The organism is Dissulfurirhabdus thermomarina, from assembly GCF_012979235.1.
Lineage (GTDB): Bacteria > Desulfobacterota > Dissulfuribacteria > Dissulfuribacterales > Dissulfurirhabdaceae > Dissulfurirhabdus > Dissulfurirhabdus thermomarina.
On sequence record NZ_JAATWC010000005.1, the window covers coordinates 95,818 to 110,964 of the forward strand.

At 73.9% G+C, this 15,147-nt stretch carries 14 protein-coding genes; 9 read left to right on the forward strand and 5 right to left on the reverse strand.

The features are described 5' to 3' along the window. The first annotated feature begins 12 nt into the window (after positions 1-12). Genes HCU62_RS07440 through HCU62_RS07475 form a run of 8 tightly spaced genes read left to right on the forward strand, consistent with a single transcriptional unit; the run spans position 13 to position 9,767 of the window. A complete protein-coding gene (locus tag HCU62_RS07440; RefSeq protein WP_163299234.1) occupies positions 13-1,290 on the forward strand; it encodes a radical SAM protein in 1,278 nt (425 codons plus the stop codon). Further along, a complete protein-coding gene (locus HCU62_RS07445) occupies positions 1,262-2,635 on the forward strand; it encodes a B12-binding domain-containing radical SAM protein (protein ID WP_163299235.1) in 1,374 nt (457 codons plus the stop codon). Before HCU62_RS07440 ends, HCU62_RS07445 begins: the two co-directional genes overlap by 29 nt. Next, positions 2,623-3,105, forward strand: a complete 483-nt coding sequence (locus HCU62_RS07450; protein ID WP_163299236.1) for a small multi-drug export protein — start codon at positions 2,623-2,625, stop codon at positions 3,103-3,105. The genes HCU62_RS07445 and HCU62_RS07450 overlap by 13 nt, the downstream gene beginning before the upstream one ends. Then, a complete protein-coding gene (locus tag HCU62_RS07455) occupies positions 3,095-3,769 on the forward strand; it encodes a class I SAM-dependent methyltransferase (protein ID WP_163299237.1) in 675 nt (224 codons plus the stop codon). The genes HCU62_RS07450 and HCU62_RS07455 overlap by 11 nt, the downstream gene beginning before the upstream one ends. Beyond that, the gene (locus HCU62_RS07460) at positions 3,766-4,437 is read left to right on the forward strand and encodes a LolA family protein (protein ID WP_163299238.1); all 672 of its coding nucleotides are present in this window, start codon (positions 3,766-3,768) and stop codon (positions 4,435-4,437) included. The genes HCU62_RS07455 and HCU62_RS07460 overlap by 4 nt, the downstream gene beginning before the upstream one ends. Continuing rightward, entirely contained in the window at positions 4,434-6,782 is a 2,349-nt protein-coding gene (locus HCU62_RS12855; RefSeq protein ID WP_169755531.1) for a beta-ketoacyl synthase N-terminal-like domain-containing protein, read from the forward strand. Before HCU62_RS07460 ends, HCU62_RS12855 begins: the two co-directional genes overlap by 4 nt. Then, complete coding sequence (locus HCU62_RS07470) at positions 6,775-8,217, forward strand: phytoene desaturase family protein (RefSeq protein WP_169755532.1); 1,443 nt, start codon at positions 6,775-6,777, stop codon at positions 8,215-8,217. The genes HCU62_RS12855 and HCU62_RS07470 overlap by 8 nt, the downstream gene beginning before the upstream one ends. Next, positions 8,214-9,767, forward strand: a complete 1,554-nt coding sequence (locus HCU62_RS07475; protein WP_163299434.1) for a B12-binding domain-containing radical SAM protein — start codon at positions 8,214-8,216, stop codon at positions 9,765-9,767. Before HCU62_RS07470 ends, HCU62_RS07475 begins: the two co-directional genes overlap by 4 nt. Before the next feature lie 18 nt (positions 9,768-9,785). Here HCU62_RS07475 and HCU62_RS07480 read toward each other — a convergent pair whose 3' ends face one another. Then, positions 9,786-10,172, reverse strand: a complete 387-nt coding sequence (locus tag HCU62_RS07480; protein WP_163299435.1) for a hypothetical protein — start codon at positions 10,170-10,172, stop codon at positions 9,786-9,788. Here HCU62_RS07480 and HCU62_RS07485 point away from each other — a divergent pair, their 5' ends adjacent. Then, positions 10,173-11,561 carry a B12-binding domain-containing radical SAM protein gene (locus tag HCU62_RS07485; protein ID WP_163299436.1) on the forward strand — a complete coding sequence of 463 codons (1,389 nt, stop codon included), beginning with the start codon at positions 10,173-10,175 and terminating at the stop codon, positions 11,559-11,561. It begins immediately after the preceding gene. Positions 11,562-11,577: 16 nt separating this feature from the next. Here the strand turns inward: HCU62_RS07485 and HCU62_RS07490 are convergent, their stop codons facing one another. The 4 genes from HCU62_RS07490 to trmFO all read right to left on the reverse strand — a co-directional run bounded on the left by HCU62_RS07490 (position 11,578) and on the right by trmFO (position 15,134). Beyond that, entirely contained in the window at positions 11,578-12,222 is a 645-nt protein-coding gene (locus tag HCU62_RS07490) for a hypothetical protein (RefSeq protein WP_163299437.1), read from the reverse strand. After that, positions 12,219-12,899 carry a FlgO family outer membrane protein gene (locus HCU62_RS07495; protein ID WP_169755533.1) on the reverse strand — a complete coding sequence of 227 codons (681 nt, stop codon included), beginning with the start codon at positions 12,897-12,899 and terminating at the stop codon, positions 12,219-12,221. Before HCU62_RS07495 ends, HCU62_RS07490 begins: the two co-directional genes overlap by 4 nt. Then, positions 12,874-13,578 (reverse strand): FlgO family outer membrane protein, encoded by a 705-nt coding sequence (locus tag HCU62_RS07500; RefSeq protein WP_169755534.1) that lies wholly within the window; start codon positions 13,576-13,578, stop codon positions 12,874-12,876. Before HCU62_RS07500 ends, HCU62_RS07495 begins: the two co-directional genes overlap by 26 nt. A gap of 227 nt (positions 13,579-13,805) precedes the next feature. Beyond that, positions 13,806-15,134 carry a methylenetetrahydrofolate--tRNA-(uracil(54)-C(5))-methyltransferase (FADH(2)-oxidizing) TrmFO gene (gene trmFO, locus HCU62_RS07505; RefSeq protein ID WP_169755535.1) on the reverse strand — a complete coding sequence of 443 codons (1,329 nt, stop codon included), beginning with the start codon at positions 15,132-15,134 and terminating at the stop codon, positions 13,806-13,808. Between the last annotated feature and the right edge of the window lie 13 nt (positions 15,135-15,147).

Genomic DNA, 15,147 nt, shown 5'->3' on the forward strand with positions numbered 1-15,147 from the left:
GACGGACGAGCCATGGCCGACTTCGAGATCCCCGCCGCCGTCTCCAACCAGATCCTGGGGATGGCGGGCAAGCTGTCCAACCAGAACCTGCTGCGCATCGTGGGGCTCCTCGAGCGTTTCGCCTCCATCGACTGGCACCACCGCGGCATCGCCGCCATCAAGCGCATGATCGAGGAAGACCACCAGGGCATCGAGGCGGTCCGGCGCATCGTCCAGCGGGCCAATCCCCAGGCCCGATCGGCGCTGGTGAACGCCTTCTTCCTGGGGGCCATCCTCCTCGGCTACAAGCGGCGCTACGCCTTCTGGCAGCGGCACCAGGTGGCCCCCCCGGGGACCCTCATGATCAGCCCCACCGTCCGGTGCAACCTCCGCTGCTACGGCTGCTACGCCGCCCACCACGAGCCCCGCCAGGAGCTGACCCGCCAGGAGGTGGAGGGGGTGGTCCGCGAGGCCACGGCGGCCGGCACCAACTTCATCATGTTCATGGGGGGGGAGCCCTTCGTGGTGCCGTGGCTCCTGGACGTCATCGCGGCCTTTCCGAAGACCGCCTTCCTGATCTACACCAACGGGCTCCTCATCGACGACGCCAAGGTCCGGCGCCTGGCCGAGCTCGGCAACGCCGCCGTGGCCATCGGCATCGACGGGCTCGAGGCCGAGACCGACCGCCGGAAGGGCCCCGGGGCCTTCCGGGGGGCCGTGGCCGTCATGAAGCGGCTCTCCGACGCCGGGGTCATCACCGGCTTCTCCACCATGGTGAGCCGCCGCAACTACGACGAGATCTACTCCGACGCCTTCATCGACACCATGATCGAGCACGGGGCGGGGTTCGGCTGGATGGCCGTGGCGCTCCCCCAGGGCAGGGCCTGCGAGGAGCCCGACCTCATCCCCACCCCAGAGCAGAAGGCGGGCATCAAGGCGCGCATCCAGCGCCTCCGGCAGCGCAAGCCCATCCTCCTGGTGGACTTCTACAACGACGCCGAGATCACCGAGGGCTGCGGGGCGGCCAGCCTCACCATGCACGTCAACGTGAACGGTGACGTGGAGCCCTGTGTCCTCATGCCCTTCGCCGTGGACAACATCCGGGAGAAGCCCTTCACCGAGATCCTCTGCTCCGACTTCTTCAAGGGTCTCCGCCGGATCCGCGAAAGCCATCCCCCGGGCGAGCAGACCTGCATGTGGGTGTACTGCCCCCGCGAGGTCCGGGACGTGGTGCACCGCTCGGGCGCCCGGCCCACCTCCCGCGGGGTCATGGAAAAGCTGGATGAGCTGGCGGACGCCCAGGACGGCTAGGCGGCGGGCGCTCTTCATATTTCCCCGGACGCCGGGGGCGGTCACCGCCAACGACGCGGTCTTTCCCTTTCCCCTGGTGGGGTTGTCCCAGCTGGCCGCCTACTTCGAGCCCGACTTCGAGGTCCGCATCCACGACGAGACCCGGGCCCCCCTTCGGCGCCTTCCGGCGGCGGACCTCGTCCTGGTGACCACCCTCACCTCCACCGCGGCGCGGGCCTACGAGATCGCCGACGCCTACCGGGCCGCCGGGGTGCCGGTGGTGCTGGGCGGGGTCCACGCCACCATGCTCCCCGAAGAGGCCGCCCCCCACGCCGACGCGGTGGTGGTGGGAGAGGCCGAGCCCGTCATGGAGCGCCTCGTGGCCGACGCCGCCGCCGGGCGCCTGCGGCCGGTCTACCGGGCCGAGACGCGGCCGGACCTGGACGACCTTCCCGTGCCGGCCGTGCACCTCCTCAGCCGGCGTCACCGTTTCTTCATGGGCGGCATCCAGACCAGCCGGGGCTGCCCCCAGCGCTGCAACTTCTGCTCGGTGCCCGCCACCTTCGGCCGACGGCTCCGGGTGAAATCCCTCGGGGCCCTCGACCGGGAGCTGGCGGCCCTGGCCCGGGTCACCCGCCGCCGGCTCTTCGTGGTGGACGACAACTTCACCCTGGCCCGGGAGCGGGCCCTGGCCATCCTGGAGCTCTTCCGGCGCCACGGCTTCCGCTGGATGGGTTTTTCGAACCTGGCCGTGAGCGAGGACGAGGACTTCCTCCGGGCCCTGCGCCGGAGCGGCTGCCTGTCGCTCTTCATCGGCTTCGAGTCGCTGCACGCCCACGCCCTCTTTCACAAGAACGACCGCTATCACGACCCGGCGGAGATGCGCCGGGCCGTGGCGCGGATCCACGCCCACGGGATCGGCATCCAGGGCTCCTTCATCTTCGGCTTCGACGGCGAGGGGCCGGAGGTCTTCGAGGAGACCGCGGCCTTCATCCAGGAGACGGGGATCGAGCTGCCCGCCGTGAACATCCTGACCCCCTTCCCGGGCACGGCCCTCTTCGACGAGATGGAGCGGGCCGGGCGGCTCCTCCACCGCGACTGGTCCCGCTACGACATGAGCCACGTGGTCTTCGAGCCCCGGGGGATGACGCCGGCGGAGCTCCAGCAGGGCTACGCCTGGACCCTCAAGTACCTCGCCTCTCCCACCTCCATCCTCCGGCGTCTGGGTCGGCGGACGGTGGACACCCCCTACTTCCTGGTGGCGAACTTCGCCCTCCGCAACGCCCAGACCCGGCTCGCCCGCCGCCTCTGGAACCCGCCGGTGCAGGCGGATCTCGAATCCAGGGGGTTGCTGTGCCGCTCGTGACCAAGGTGGGGATCGTGGTGGCGGCCTACCTCGCCACCGGGCGGACGGGGGGCATCTTCGCCTGCCTGGCCCTGGGGGCCTCGCCCCTGGCGGCGCTCCTCATGGCCCTCTTCATGGACTTCGTCCAGATCCCCCTTTACGGGGTGGTGCTCGAGGCCTCGCGCCGCCACGTGCGCGCCTTCGACCGGGCGGGCCGGTGGGTCCGGGCGCGGCACGAGCGCTGGCAGGCCCGGCTCGCCGAGGAGCGGGGCGTCTGGGCCCGGCTCGCCCGCCACCATCCCCTGGCCGTGGTGGCGGTCTCCATGGTGCCCTTCCGGGGCTGCGGGGTCTTCTCCGCCGCGGTGCTCGCCTTTCTCCTGGGGATCGGCCGTCTCCGGGGAACGGCCCTCATCATGGCGGGGTCGCTGTTGGGCTCGGTGCTGACCCTCCTCGTCTTCTTCTACCCGGTCCGGTGGCTCCATGGCGGCTAGGGTACGGGTCCCGGAGGGGCGGGAGGTGGACGCCGGGGCCTTGGACCTCTTCGCCCGGGCCGCCGCCCTCGGCGCCCCCATGGCCGCCTTCCGCGTCCGGCGGATCCTCGGCGGGGCGCTCCGGCCCGGGGCCCGCCTCCTCGACGTGGGGACTGGGCCCGGGACCATCCCGCTGCGCCTGGCCCGGGCCTGCCCGGGGCTGGCCGCCGTCGGGCTCGACGTGAGCCTCGGGATGCTCGGGCGGGCCAGGCGGTTCCGGCGCCGGGCGGGGGCGGCCCTGGACCTCGTGGCGGCCGACGCCGCCCGGCTGCCCTTCCGGGATGGCACCCTGGACGTGGTGATCTCCCTCTTCGCGTTGCATCACCTCGACCGGGTGGATACCCTTCTGGCCGAGGCGGACCGGGTGCTCCGGCCCGGGGGCGTCTTTCTCCTCATCGACTTCCGCCGGGACATGCCGGGGGTGTGCTTCCGCCTCGCCGATGCCGCCTGGCGGGCCGCCTTCTGGTGGGGCCCCGGCCGGAGCGGGTTCGCCGATTCCGTTCGGTCGGCCTGGACGCCGGGGGAGGCCGCGGAGGCCATCGCCGCGGCGGAGCTCGAGGGGTACGAGGTGCACGCCAATTCCATGGAACTCTGGATCCACCGGAACCTCGGGGGGGCGCGGTGAGGGGCCGTCTCCTTTCGGCCTGCCTGGTCTGCCTGGTCTTCCTCGGCCCGTGGGGCGCCGCGATCCGCGCCGCGGACCCGTCGGGGTGGCGCCGGCTCCAGGGGGCGGAGCGGGCGGCGGTGCTTCGCCGCCTCGCCGAGGCCCGGCGGCGGGTGCGGACCTTCCAGGCCGACTTCGTGGAGGTCCGCCGCGTGCCGCCGCTCGCCCGCGAGCTCCGTTACTCGGGGCGCCTCTACTACCGGGCGGAGGGCTTCCTCCTTCTCCGGTACCGGGAGCCCCTGGACCACGTCATCCGGGTACGGGGGGGCGAGGTCCTCTTCTACGTCCCCGGAAGCGGCACCGCCGACGTCGTGGCCCTTTCCGAGGCCCGGGGGATGGCGGGCCGGCCGGACCTCTTCGGGGGCGGCCCCGCCGCCTTCACGGGGGAGGTCTGGGCCGGTTCCGGGGCCTACCGGCTGGTGGAGGGTGATCCACAGTCGGGGCGGCGTGTGGAGATCGACCTGGACGGCGGGTCTCTCTTGGCCCGGCGGATTCGGATCGAGGCCGACGGCGGCGCCGTGACGGAGATCCGCCTCGCCCGGTCCCTGGAGAACGCGCCGCTTCCGCCGGAGGTGGCGGATTTCGCGCCGCCGCCGGGCACCGAGATCCACCGGGTGGGGGGGCCGTGAGCACCCGGGGCCCGGCAGGCGGAGCCGGAGCGGCCACCGTGGTGGCGGGGCTCGGGGCGGTCTCGCCCCTGGGGGCCGGCCGGGCGGCCCTCTGGGCCGGGGCGGCCGCCGGCCGGGCCGCCTTCGGCCCCATCCGCCTCTTCGACACCACCGGGCACCGGACCGGCGCGGCCTCGGAGGTGACGGCGCCGCCCGAGCCGCCCCGCCGGCGCCTGCCGGCGGCGGAACTCTCCCGGGCCGACCGCTTCGCCCTCGCCGCCGCCGCCGAGGCCCTCTCGGACGCGGGGCTCCTCGACCCGGAGACGGGTCTTGCCGCCGACCCGGACATGGGGATCGTGGTGGGGACCGCGGCCGGGGGGATCCTCGGCCTCGAGGCCTTCTTCCGGGCCCGGTTCGAGGGCCGGGTGCCCGAACACCCCCGCCGGATGCTGGCCTCCTTCGCCCTCTCGGCCGTCGCCGCCAACCTCGCCCGGGAGTTCGGCATCCGGGGCCCGAGGCTCACCACGGCCACGGTCTGTTCCTCCAGCGGCCTCGCCCTCGCCGCCGCCCACGAGCTCCTCCGGTGGGGAGCGGCGGCCCGGGTGCTGGTGGTGGGGGCGGAGGGCCTCTCCGAGGTCACCCATGCCGGCTTCAACAGCCTGCGCGCCGTGGCCCCCGACCGGTGCCGTCCCTTCGACCGGGACCGGCGGGGCCTGGTCCTGGGCGAAGGCGCCGGGGCCGTCGTCCTGGAGCGCCGCCCCGCCCGGCCGGGGGAGGTGGTGCTGCGCGGCTACGGCCTCACCACGGACCTCCATCACTTCACCGCCCCGGAGCCCAAGGGAGAGGCGGTGGCGGCGACCCTCCGCGCGGCCCTCGACTCGGCGGGTCTCGGCCCGGCCGACGTGGACTACGTGAACGCCCACGGGACCGGGACCCCCTTGAACGACGCCGCCGAGGCCCGGGGGATCGCGGCCGTCCTGGGGAAGGTCCCCGTCTCGTCCTCGAAGTCCGTCTTCGGCCATGCCCTCGGGGCGGCCAGCGCCCTGGAGGCGCTGGTCACGGCCCGGGCCCTCCGGGAGGAGACGGTGCCCCCGACGGCGGGGCTCGAGGCGCCGGACCCGGCCTGCGCGGGGCTGGACCTCGTGCGCGGGGAGGCCCGCCGGGCGCCGCTCCGCCACGCCCTCTCCAACTCCTTTGCCTTCGGGGGGAGCAACGTCGCCCTGGCCTTCTCCCGGGAGGCGGGGGCCGAGGCCGCCCCCGCCTCGGCCGGCCGCCCGGTGATCACCGGCATGGGGGCGGTCTCGCCCTTCGGGCCCGGGGTCGGCCCGCTGGCCGAGGCCTTGCGGGAGGGGCGGACGGGGCTCCGGGACCTGGCCGCCTTCGGGGCGGAATGGGGCGGTTTCCTCGGCGGGGCCGTGGACCTCGAGGCCGTGAAGGGCCGGGTGCCCCCGGCCCGGCGGCGGCACCTCAACCGGATGGGCCTCTTCCTGGAGGCGGCGGTGGACGAGGCCCTGGCGTCGGCGGGGATCGAGCCCCGGGGGCTCGGCCCGGTGCCCCTGGTCTACGGCTCGGCCTTCGGGTGCGCCGGCAACGTCCACGGGTTCTTCACCACGCTGCTCGCCGAGGGGCCGAGGGCGGCATCGCCCCAGGATTTCAAGCTCTCCGTCACCAACGCCCCGGCGGCGCTGGCGGCCCAGCGGCTCGGGATCCACGGCCCGGTCTGGGTCTTTTCCGCGGACGAGGCCTCCTGGGAGGCCGCCCTCCACTGGGGGTGCGACCTCGTCCGCCGGGGCGGGGCGCGGCGCGTGGTGGTGGCCGCGGCGGAGGAACTGGGGGATGCCATCCTGGCCATCCACCGGGCCCTGGGCTTCGTGGCGCCCGGCCCGGGCCCCGGCTATCGGCTGGGGGAGGGGGCGGTGGCCGCCGTGGTGGAGGCGGAGGCGGCCGCCCGGGAGCGCGGGGCGAGGGTCCTGGGGCGGGTGGCCGGCTGGGCCGCAGCCCGGGACGCCGCGTGCGGACCCCAGGAGTTCCCGGCGGATCCGGCGGTGGTGGAGACCCTCTGTCGGGGTCTCTTCGGTGCCGAAGCGACGGGGCTTTCCGGGCGGGGGGTCCTCCTCGTTCCGGGGGGCGGACACCCCGCGGCGGAGGGGATCCTCGACCGGGCCGCGGCCCGGCTGGCCGCCGAGCTCCCCGGCTGGGAGGTCCTCCGGCCCCGGGCCCCCTTCGGCGAGTCGGGGGCGGCCGGCGGCCTGGGCCTTACGGCCTTGCTGGCCGGGGAGCGTCCCGGGGGAGCCCTGGTCCTCACGGCGGCCCGGGGAGGCACCCTTGCCGCCACCCTGGTGGCGCCTGGGAGGGGGCATGCCTGAGCGGGCCGACGTGGTGGTGGCGGGCGCGGGGCTCGGGGGGCTGAGCTGTGCGGCGCTCCTGGCCCGGGCGGGCCGGCGCGTGGTGGTCCTCGAGAAGAACCGGCGGCCCGGGGGTTATGCCGCCACCTTCGAGTCGCGGGGCCACCGGTTCGACATCGCCACGCAGGCCCTGGGAGGGTGCGAACCCGAGGGCCCGGTCCGGCGTCTCCTCCGGGACGTCGGGGCGGAGGCGGCGGTCCGGTTCCTCCCCTGCGAACCGGCCCGGGTCTACTTCTTCGAGGACGGGCAGGCGCCCTACGTCCAGCACGGGAGCTGGACCGCCCAGATGAGGGCCCTCGCCGCGCGCTTCCCGGAACACCGGGCGCTGCTCGAGGCCTGCTATGGGGTCTTCTCGGGCCTCCTCGACGAGCTCACCCGGGTCGGCCTCGAGGGACGGCGCGACGTCCCCTTCGGTTTCTCGCGCCGCTACCCCCTCCTGGCCCGCTACGGCAAGGCCAGCGTCCGGGACTTCCTGGAAGAGCGGGAGGTCCCGGCGGCTCTCGGCCGCCTCCTCACCGCCCGGGCGGGGTACTGCCTCCTTCCCCCGGAACGCCTCTCCCTGGTGGGGTTCGCCTGCACGGAGATGACCTACGGCCACGGGGCCTGGATGGTGGCGGGCGGGGTGGCCCGGCTCGTCTCGGCCCTGGCCGACGCCCTCCGGCGCCACGGGGGGCGGCTCCTCGCCGGCCGGGCAGCCGCCGCCATCCTCACCCGGGACGGGCGCACCCGCGGGGTGCGGACCCGGGACGGCGCCGTGGTGGAGGCCCCGGCCGTGGTGGCGGCCGCCGCCGCGGGCCCTGCGCTCACCCGGTGGCTGGACGACCCGGGGCTCCTCCCGGCGGGCTACCGGCGCAAGCTGGCCCGCCTGCGGCCCAGCGGTTCCTACTTCGTGGCCTACTACTCAGTGCCCGAGGAGGCCGTGGCGGATCTCTGGCCCAACATGGAGATCCACGGCCGGGGGCCGGCCGAGCCCTCGGTCTTCTACGTCCTGGTCCCGTCCCTGGTGGACCGGGAGGCGGCGCCCGAGGGCCGGCACTGCCTCTGCCTCAGCGTGCCGCTGGAGGGGGGCGCACGGCCCTCCGCCGGGGAGCGCCGCGCCCTCCGCGCCCGGGTGGAGGGGGCCCTCGTGGCCCGCTTCCCCAGCCTGGCGGGCCGGCTGGAGCCCCTCTTCGAGCTTGGGCCCGACCACCTCGCCCTCATGACGGCAAACCCCGGGGGGGCGGCCTACGGGTGGGACCAGATTCCCGAACAGGCGGGGATCTACCGATTGAATCTCAAGACGCCGGTCCCGGGCCTGTACCTGGCCGGGCACTGGACCATGCCCGGCGGGGGCATCGCCGGGGTGATGACATCCGGGCGGCTCGCCGCCCGCGCGATCCTGGAGGAGATGGCATGAGCCGAGCCACAGCGAACCCGAAACCCGTCAAGTTCCTGCTGGTGGACCCCCCGCACCGGATCTGGGACATCCTGAAGGCCTGGGTCCCGAGCCCGGGATGCCTCCAGCTGGCCGCCTTCCTCGAGGACGAGTTCAACCTCGACTTCATGGACTGCACCCTGAACCGGCGGCCCTGGCACGACCTCGAGGCCAAGCTCCGGGCCGACCGGCCCGACGTGGTGGGCATCAGCATCGGCTGCACCTACTTCACCTACGACGGCTACAACGCCGCGGCCCTGGTGAAGGACGTCCTCCCGGATGCCGTGGTCGTCGTGGGCGGCGCCCATCCCACGCTGAACGCCGAGGAGTGCCTGGCCGAGTGCCCCGAGATCGACTTCATCTGCATGGGGGAGGGGGAGCTCACCATGCGGGAATTCCTCCGCACCGTGGCGGACGGGAACCCCGACTTCTCCCGCGTGAAGGGGCTCTGCTACCGGGGGCCCGACGGGCGTCCCGTCTTCACTGGAAAGCGGGAGCTCATCGAGGACCTCGACACCCTCCCCATGCCCGCCTACCACCTGGTGGACATGGAGCATCCCTACATCGGGCTCCCCTCGGAGGGGGACCGGGCCTTCCTGGTGAACTTCGCCCGGGGCTGCGGCTTCCGGTGCAAGTTCTGCTCGGAGTCCGTCTTCTGGGAGCGGCGGTGGCGGGGCCGGAGCCCGGAACTCATCGGCGAGGAGCTCGAACTCCTCAAGAAGAAGTACAACCGGGACACCTTCTACGTGGGGGACAACATCTTCAACTTCACCCGGGAGCGGGGCATCGGCTTCATCGAGGAGATGAAGCGGCGCCGGCTCGGGCAGCACTTCTGGCTCCAGAGCCGCGCCGACCTCGTGGTGCGCGACGAGGACCTCATGCCGGGGTTCAAGGAGGCCGGGGTCTACCAGTTCATGATCGGCGTGGAGTACACGAAGCAGGAGACCCTGGACGAGCTCAACAAGCAGGTCTCCATGGAGACGGTGGAACGGGCCATGCAGATCCTCAAGCGCCACGGCTTCATGATCATGGCCACCCTCATGATCGGCCACTGGGACGAGACCAAGGAGGACCGGGAGCGGCTCTTCGACTTCTGCACCCGGTACGTGAACCACTTCGGGCTCAACGTGGTGACGCCGCTGCCGGGAACGGAATTCTACAAGGAGATGAAGGCCCTCGGCCGCATCAAGGACTTCGACTACCGGAAGTTCGACTACATCCAGGCCGTGATGCCCACCCGGGAGATCGACGACCTGGACAAGATCACCGAGCTCCACCTGGGCATGATCCGGCGCTTCTACTGGCGGCCCATCGAGCTGTGGCGGATGTTCTTCTCGCCGAACCCCATCCTGCGCCACCACCACAAGTATTTCATGAAGTACGGCTTCGAGGTGATGATGCACGAGGTCTTCGGCCGTCCCCTCTGGACCCAGGACAACTACCAGACCTTCGAGAGCTTCCTCCGGGAGCGGGGGAGGCCCATCCGGGGCGGGTTCCGGGGCTACGAGCCCGACGAGACCGTGGAGCTCTAGTCGGAGAGGCCGTTTCGTTCAGGCCGCGCCGGCAAGGCGCCGCCAGGCCGCCTTCCAGGCCCGGGCCGTGGCCAGGGCGCGGCCGCGGCGGAGGAAGACCCGGATCTCGAAGGCCACGGTCCGGGGCGTGCCGTCGGGCTCCCTCCAGGCCACTTCCACCACGTAGAACGTGGAGCTGTAGGTCTTCTTCTGGTAGGCTCGGACGTTGTCGATCCGGTCGAGGGGGACGGCGATCTCCGTGGCCGGGATGCCTTCTTCGGGCTTGGGCGACAGGCGCAGGCGGAAGCCCCGGGGCGACAGCTCCGCCTGCCCGAGCTGTTGGCGCTCGGGAAGGCCGAGGGAACTGGCGTGAAAGATGACCCGGGTCTTGAGGCGCGGGGCCCCGGAACGTTTCAGCAGGCACATATGACCGACTCCACCCAGCGGATCCTCTTCATCTCCCCCGCCCGGCGGCGGCTGCCGGGGGAGGACTTCGTCTTCGACCTCGGCTTCCTGAACCTCCCGTATCTCGCCGCCGTGACGCCGCCGGGGTACCAGCTCGAGATAATAGATGAAGAACACCGCCCCATCAACTTCGAGGCCCCGGCCCGGCTCGTGGCGCTCACCGCCCAGACCCCGGTGGCGCCCAGAGCCTACGAGATCGCCGACGCCTTCCGCGCCCGGGGCGTGCCGGTGGTCATGGGCGGGGTGCACGCCTCGACGCTGCCCGAGGAGGCCCTGGCCCACGTGGACGCGGTGGTGGTGGGGGAAGGGGAGTTCGTCTGGCCGGAACTCCTGGCCGACCTCGAGCGGGGCGGTCTCCGGCGGATCTACCGGGGCGGCACCGACCGCGACCTGGCGGGGCTGCCGCCGCCGCGCCGGGACCTCCTCGACGCCCGGCACTACCTCCCCCTCACCTTGGTGGAGACCACCCGGGGATGTCCTCACCGGTGCGATTTTTGCGGGGTCTCGCGTTTCTTCGGCCACCGGTACCGGAAGCGGCCGGCGGCGGAGGTCGAGGCGGAGCTCCGGGGGCTCTTCGGAGCCGGGTTCCGGCACCGGGCCTCGCGGTGGCTGGCGCGGCTCGGGCTCGATCTCCCCTACTTCCTCGAGCGGCGGCTGGTCTACTTCATCGACAGCAACTTCTGCGCCGACCGGGGCTACTGTCTCCGGATCATGGAGACCCTGGAGGCGATGGACGTCCTCTGGTGGTGCCACGCCACGGTGGACATCGCCCGGGACGAGGAGCTCCTCGGGCGCATGGCCCGGAGCGGGTGCATCGCGGTGAACATCGGCTTCGAGTCGCTCTCGCCCGAGAACCTCGCGGCCATGCGCAAGTCCTTCGCCGGTCGGTTCGACTACGCCGAGGCGGTCCGGCGCCTCCACGCCCACGGGATCGGTGTCATGGGGACCTTCGTGGTGGGGTTCGACGGCGAGGACGCCGGGATCTTCCGGCGGGTGGAGGCCTTCGTCCGGGAGAACCGGCTGGACTGGGCCCTGGCCTTCATCCGGACCCCGTACCCGGGCACACGGCTCTTCGAGGAGATGGAGGCCGCGGGCCGCATCCGCCACCGCGACTGGGAGCGATACGACACCCTGAACTGCGTCTTCACCCCGCAGGGTATGACGGTGGAGGAGCTGGAGCAGGGGCTGCGCGCCCTCTGGCGCCGGATCTTCTCCCTCGCCTCCATCCGCGACCGGATCCTTCGCGGCCCCCGGGTCCACCCCCTCTTCTACCTCGGGATGAACCTCCAGTTCCACGCCATGACCCGCCGCTGGCGGCCGGCCTTCGACCCCTTCGGCGGCGGCGCCTGAGGCCGTCCCGCGCCGGTCAGGGCGATCGGCGCTCGGACCGGGCCATGACGTCCGCCATGGCCTCGGCCACGGCGGAGAACCCCTGGAAGACACCCGGTGCCGGCCGGTGGGGGACCTCCGCCACGACGAGGTCCATGCCGAGCCGGGGCCGGAGGTCCGCCTCCCCGTCCAGGATCCAGAGCGTCGTCCCCGTCCGGGTGCTGGTCACCCGGAGGCGCAGGGCGACAAGGCCCGCCGTGACGTCCGAGGGGAAGAGGAGGGACGGGATCCCGCCCCGGATCACCAGGTCGTAGCCCTCCGCGGCCGCCCGTTCCAGGAGTTCGGGCCCGCCCTCCGCCGGGGCGTCGGTCTCCCGGAGTTCCACCACGGCGCAGAGGCGGCGGCGGAGGAGGACGTCGCGGAGCTCGCGGGAGAAGGCGAGCCGCCACCGCCGGTCGGTGACCCCCGGCCCCTCGAGGGGGAGGAGGAGGGCCCGCTTCCCGGCAAGGCCCGCCGGGGCCGTGGGCGCCACCGCCACCCGGACCCGGGGTTCGGGCGGCGGCGCCGCCGAGCGGGAGGCGGGCACCGAGGGGAGGCAGCCCGGGAGGCAGAGGGCCAGGGCCGCCAGGAGGGCCGCCGCCCGGCCGGTGCCGTGTCCTGGAGGCGGGGCCGCCCGCATCACTTGGCGGCCGCCCCGCCCCGCGGCAGCCGGTCGTAGGCCGTGGGGGGCGGCTCCTCCGTGCCCAGGAAGAGGGCGTCGAGGTCCGGGGTGCGCGGGACCTCCACCCGGGCCGCCGAGACCACCCGCCGGTCGGTGAGATCCACGAGGCGGACGGTGACGCCCACGGTCCGGGGGCCGGCGGTGTAGGTCCCCACCACGGCCCGGGGGACCCGGACGGCGGGGGGCAGCTCCGCCGCCTGCCGGGTGAGGAGGAATTCCCCCCCGCGGGGCCGCAGCCGGAAGGCCGTCCCGGGGCGGATGTCCACCACCCGGCCGCCCCGGCGGAAGATCTCGACGCCGAGGGCCTCCGCCACCGCGCGGCCGAAGGGGGAGGTCCGGTCCAGGTCGTCGAGGTCGGCGAGGCAGGTGACCACGCAGGGCCGATCGTGCCAGGTCTCCTCCTGCATGCCGGCCTCGAGCTGGGCCGCGAGCCGCCGGGCCAGCTCGCCCACGGAGGTGGCGGCCGGCCGGGGGGGCGCGGCGGCGGGGGAGGGGCCAGGGGCCGGCCGGGGGACGGCCGTGGGCCCGCCGGCGCAGCCGGCGGCCGTCCAGGCCAGGGCGAGCAGCGGGACGAGGGCCCGGGCGAGGCGCCGCCCGGCGGCCCGGCCGCCCTCAGGGACCGGTGAGGATGCGCACACTGGGGCTCTCCCCGTAGCCCTTCACGGGCATGCTGACCGGCGGCTGCTCCTTGGGGTCCGAGGCGGGCCAGAGCATCCGGTCGAGGAAGGTGTCGCGCTGGAGGGCGGCGGCCGCAGAGGAGACCACCACGCTGTCGTCGTTGGAGACGAGCCGGGCGTTGAGGAGGATGTGGCCGCCCCGGGCCACGTAGGTGCCCACCAGAACATGGCGGGCCGAGGCCTTTCGGGCGATCTCCCGGACGTCCCGCGAGAGACCGTACTCGCCGTGGTCCTCGGAGACGATGATGGAGGCGGTCTTTCGGACCTCGAGCACCCGGAACCCGGCCCGCTGGAGCTCGCCCATGAGCTGCTCGGCCACGTAGCGCCCGAAGGGGGTGGTGCGGTAGAGGCGGTTGAGGTCCACGAAGGTGGCCACCACGATGGGGTTTTCGGGGTTGGCGCCGTGGTCCAGGTTCTGGAGGAGTTCCGCCGCCAGCTCGTGGATGCGGCGGTTGAAGTCGCGGGCGGGGTCGGGCGGCGGGGCGGGCGCCGCCCGGACCCCGGGCGCCGGGGCGGCGGCCGGCGGGGCGGGTTGGGCCGCCACAGTGTCGGCGGGATGACGGGCGCTGCAGGCGGCGGGGGCGCCGCAGAGGGCGGCCGCCGCGAGGAGGGCCGGTATCGCTCGCAGGTTCCGGTTCATCGGGGCGCTCCTTTGTCCTCGGGGCCTTTCGGCATGGCGTCTCGGCCAGGTTTAAGCAGATATCGTGCCAGGCCTCGGGGCCGGGCGGACCGGCCGCGGATCCCGGGCCGGCGGGGCGTTCCGGGCGCCGGGTCGTCGCGGCGGGGGTCAAAAGGTGCCGGGGCTGGGCAAGGTCTGCCGCCGGTCCCCGGCGATCGGCGCCCTGAGGGAGGAGGGGGGCGGTGTCGTCACGACCTCGCCAGGAAGGCCGCCCAGTCCCGGATGGCCCGCTCGGCGTAGGCCGCGCCCCGCTGCCGCTTCGGGAGGCGCCGGCCGAGGGGCGCGAAGAGGCCGAAGTTGACGTTCATGGGCTGGAAGTGGTCCGGGTCCGCCTCGGTGAGGTGGCGGATCAGGGCGCCGTGGGCGGTGGTGGGCGGGGGGACGAGGCCGGGGAGGCCGCGGGCGAGACGGGCCGCGTTCCGCCCGGCCAGCAGCCCCATGGCGGTGGACTCCACGTAGCCCTCCACGCCGCTCAGCTGGCCCGCGAGGAAGATCCGGGGGTCCGCCCGGAGCCGGAGCGCGGGGGTGAGGACCCGGGGCGCGCAGACGAAGGTGTTGCGGTGGATGCTGCCCAGGCGGACGAACTCGGCCCGCTCCAGGCCGGGGATCATCCGGAAGACCCGTTCCTGCTCGTGCCACTTGAGCTTGGTCTGAAAGCCCACCATGTTCCAGAGGGTGCCCTCGAGGTCTTCCCGCCGGAGCTGCACCACGGCGTGGGGCGTCCGGCCGGTCCGGGGGTCCACGAGGCCCACGGGCTTCATGGGGCCGAAGCGCAGGGTCTCGGGGCCCCGTTCCGCCATGACCTCGATGGGGAGGCAGCCCTCGAAGTAGGCCGCGCGCTCGAAGTCGCGCAGGGGGACCTTCTCCGCCGCCAGCAGGGCCTCCACGAAGCGCCGGTAGGCGGCCTCGTCCATGGGGCAGTTGAGGTAGTCGCCTCCCCCCTCCTGGTAGCGGGAGGCGGCGAAGACCACGGTGCGGTCCAGGGACTCGCCCAGCACGATGGGGGCGATGGCGTCGTAGAAATGGAGGTACCCGGTGCCGATGCGGGCCCGGAGCTCGGCTGCCAGGGCGTCCGAGGTGAGGGGGCCGGTGGCCACGATGACCCAGCCCGTGTCCGGCAGGGCGGTGGCCTCGTCCCGGACGATCTCCACCCGGGGGTGGGCCTCCAGGGCGGCGGTGATCTCGGCGGCGAAGCGGTTTCTATCCACGGCCAGGGCCTTCCCGGCGGGGACCCGGGTCCGGTCGGCGGCGGCCATGACCAGGGACCCCGCCCGCCGGAGTTCCTCCTTGAGGAGGCCCACGGCCGAGTCCGGGGCGTCGGACCGGAGCGAGTTGCTGCAGACGAGTTCGCCGAGGAACGGCGACTTGTGCGCGGGGGAGAACCGGCGGGGCTTCATCTCCACGAGGCGGACCCGGCAGCCGGCCTCGGCGGCCTGCCAGGCGGCCTCGGAACCGGCCAGGCCCCCGCCGATCACGGTGAGGTCGAAGGTGTCGGGCGATTCGGCGGCTCGGTCCATGGGCACGGGGCGG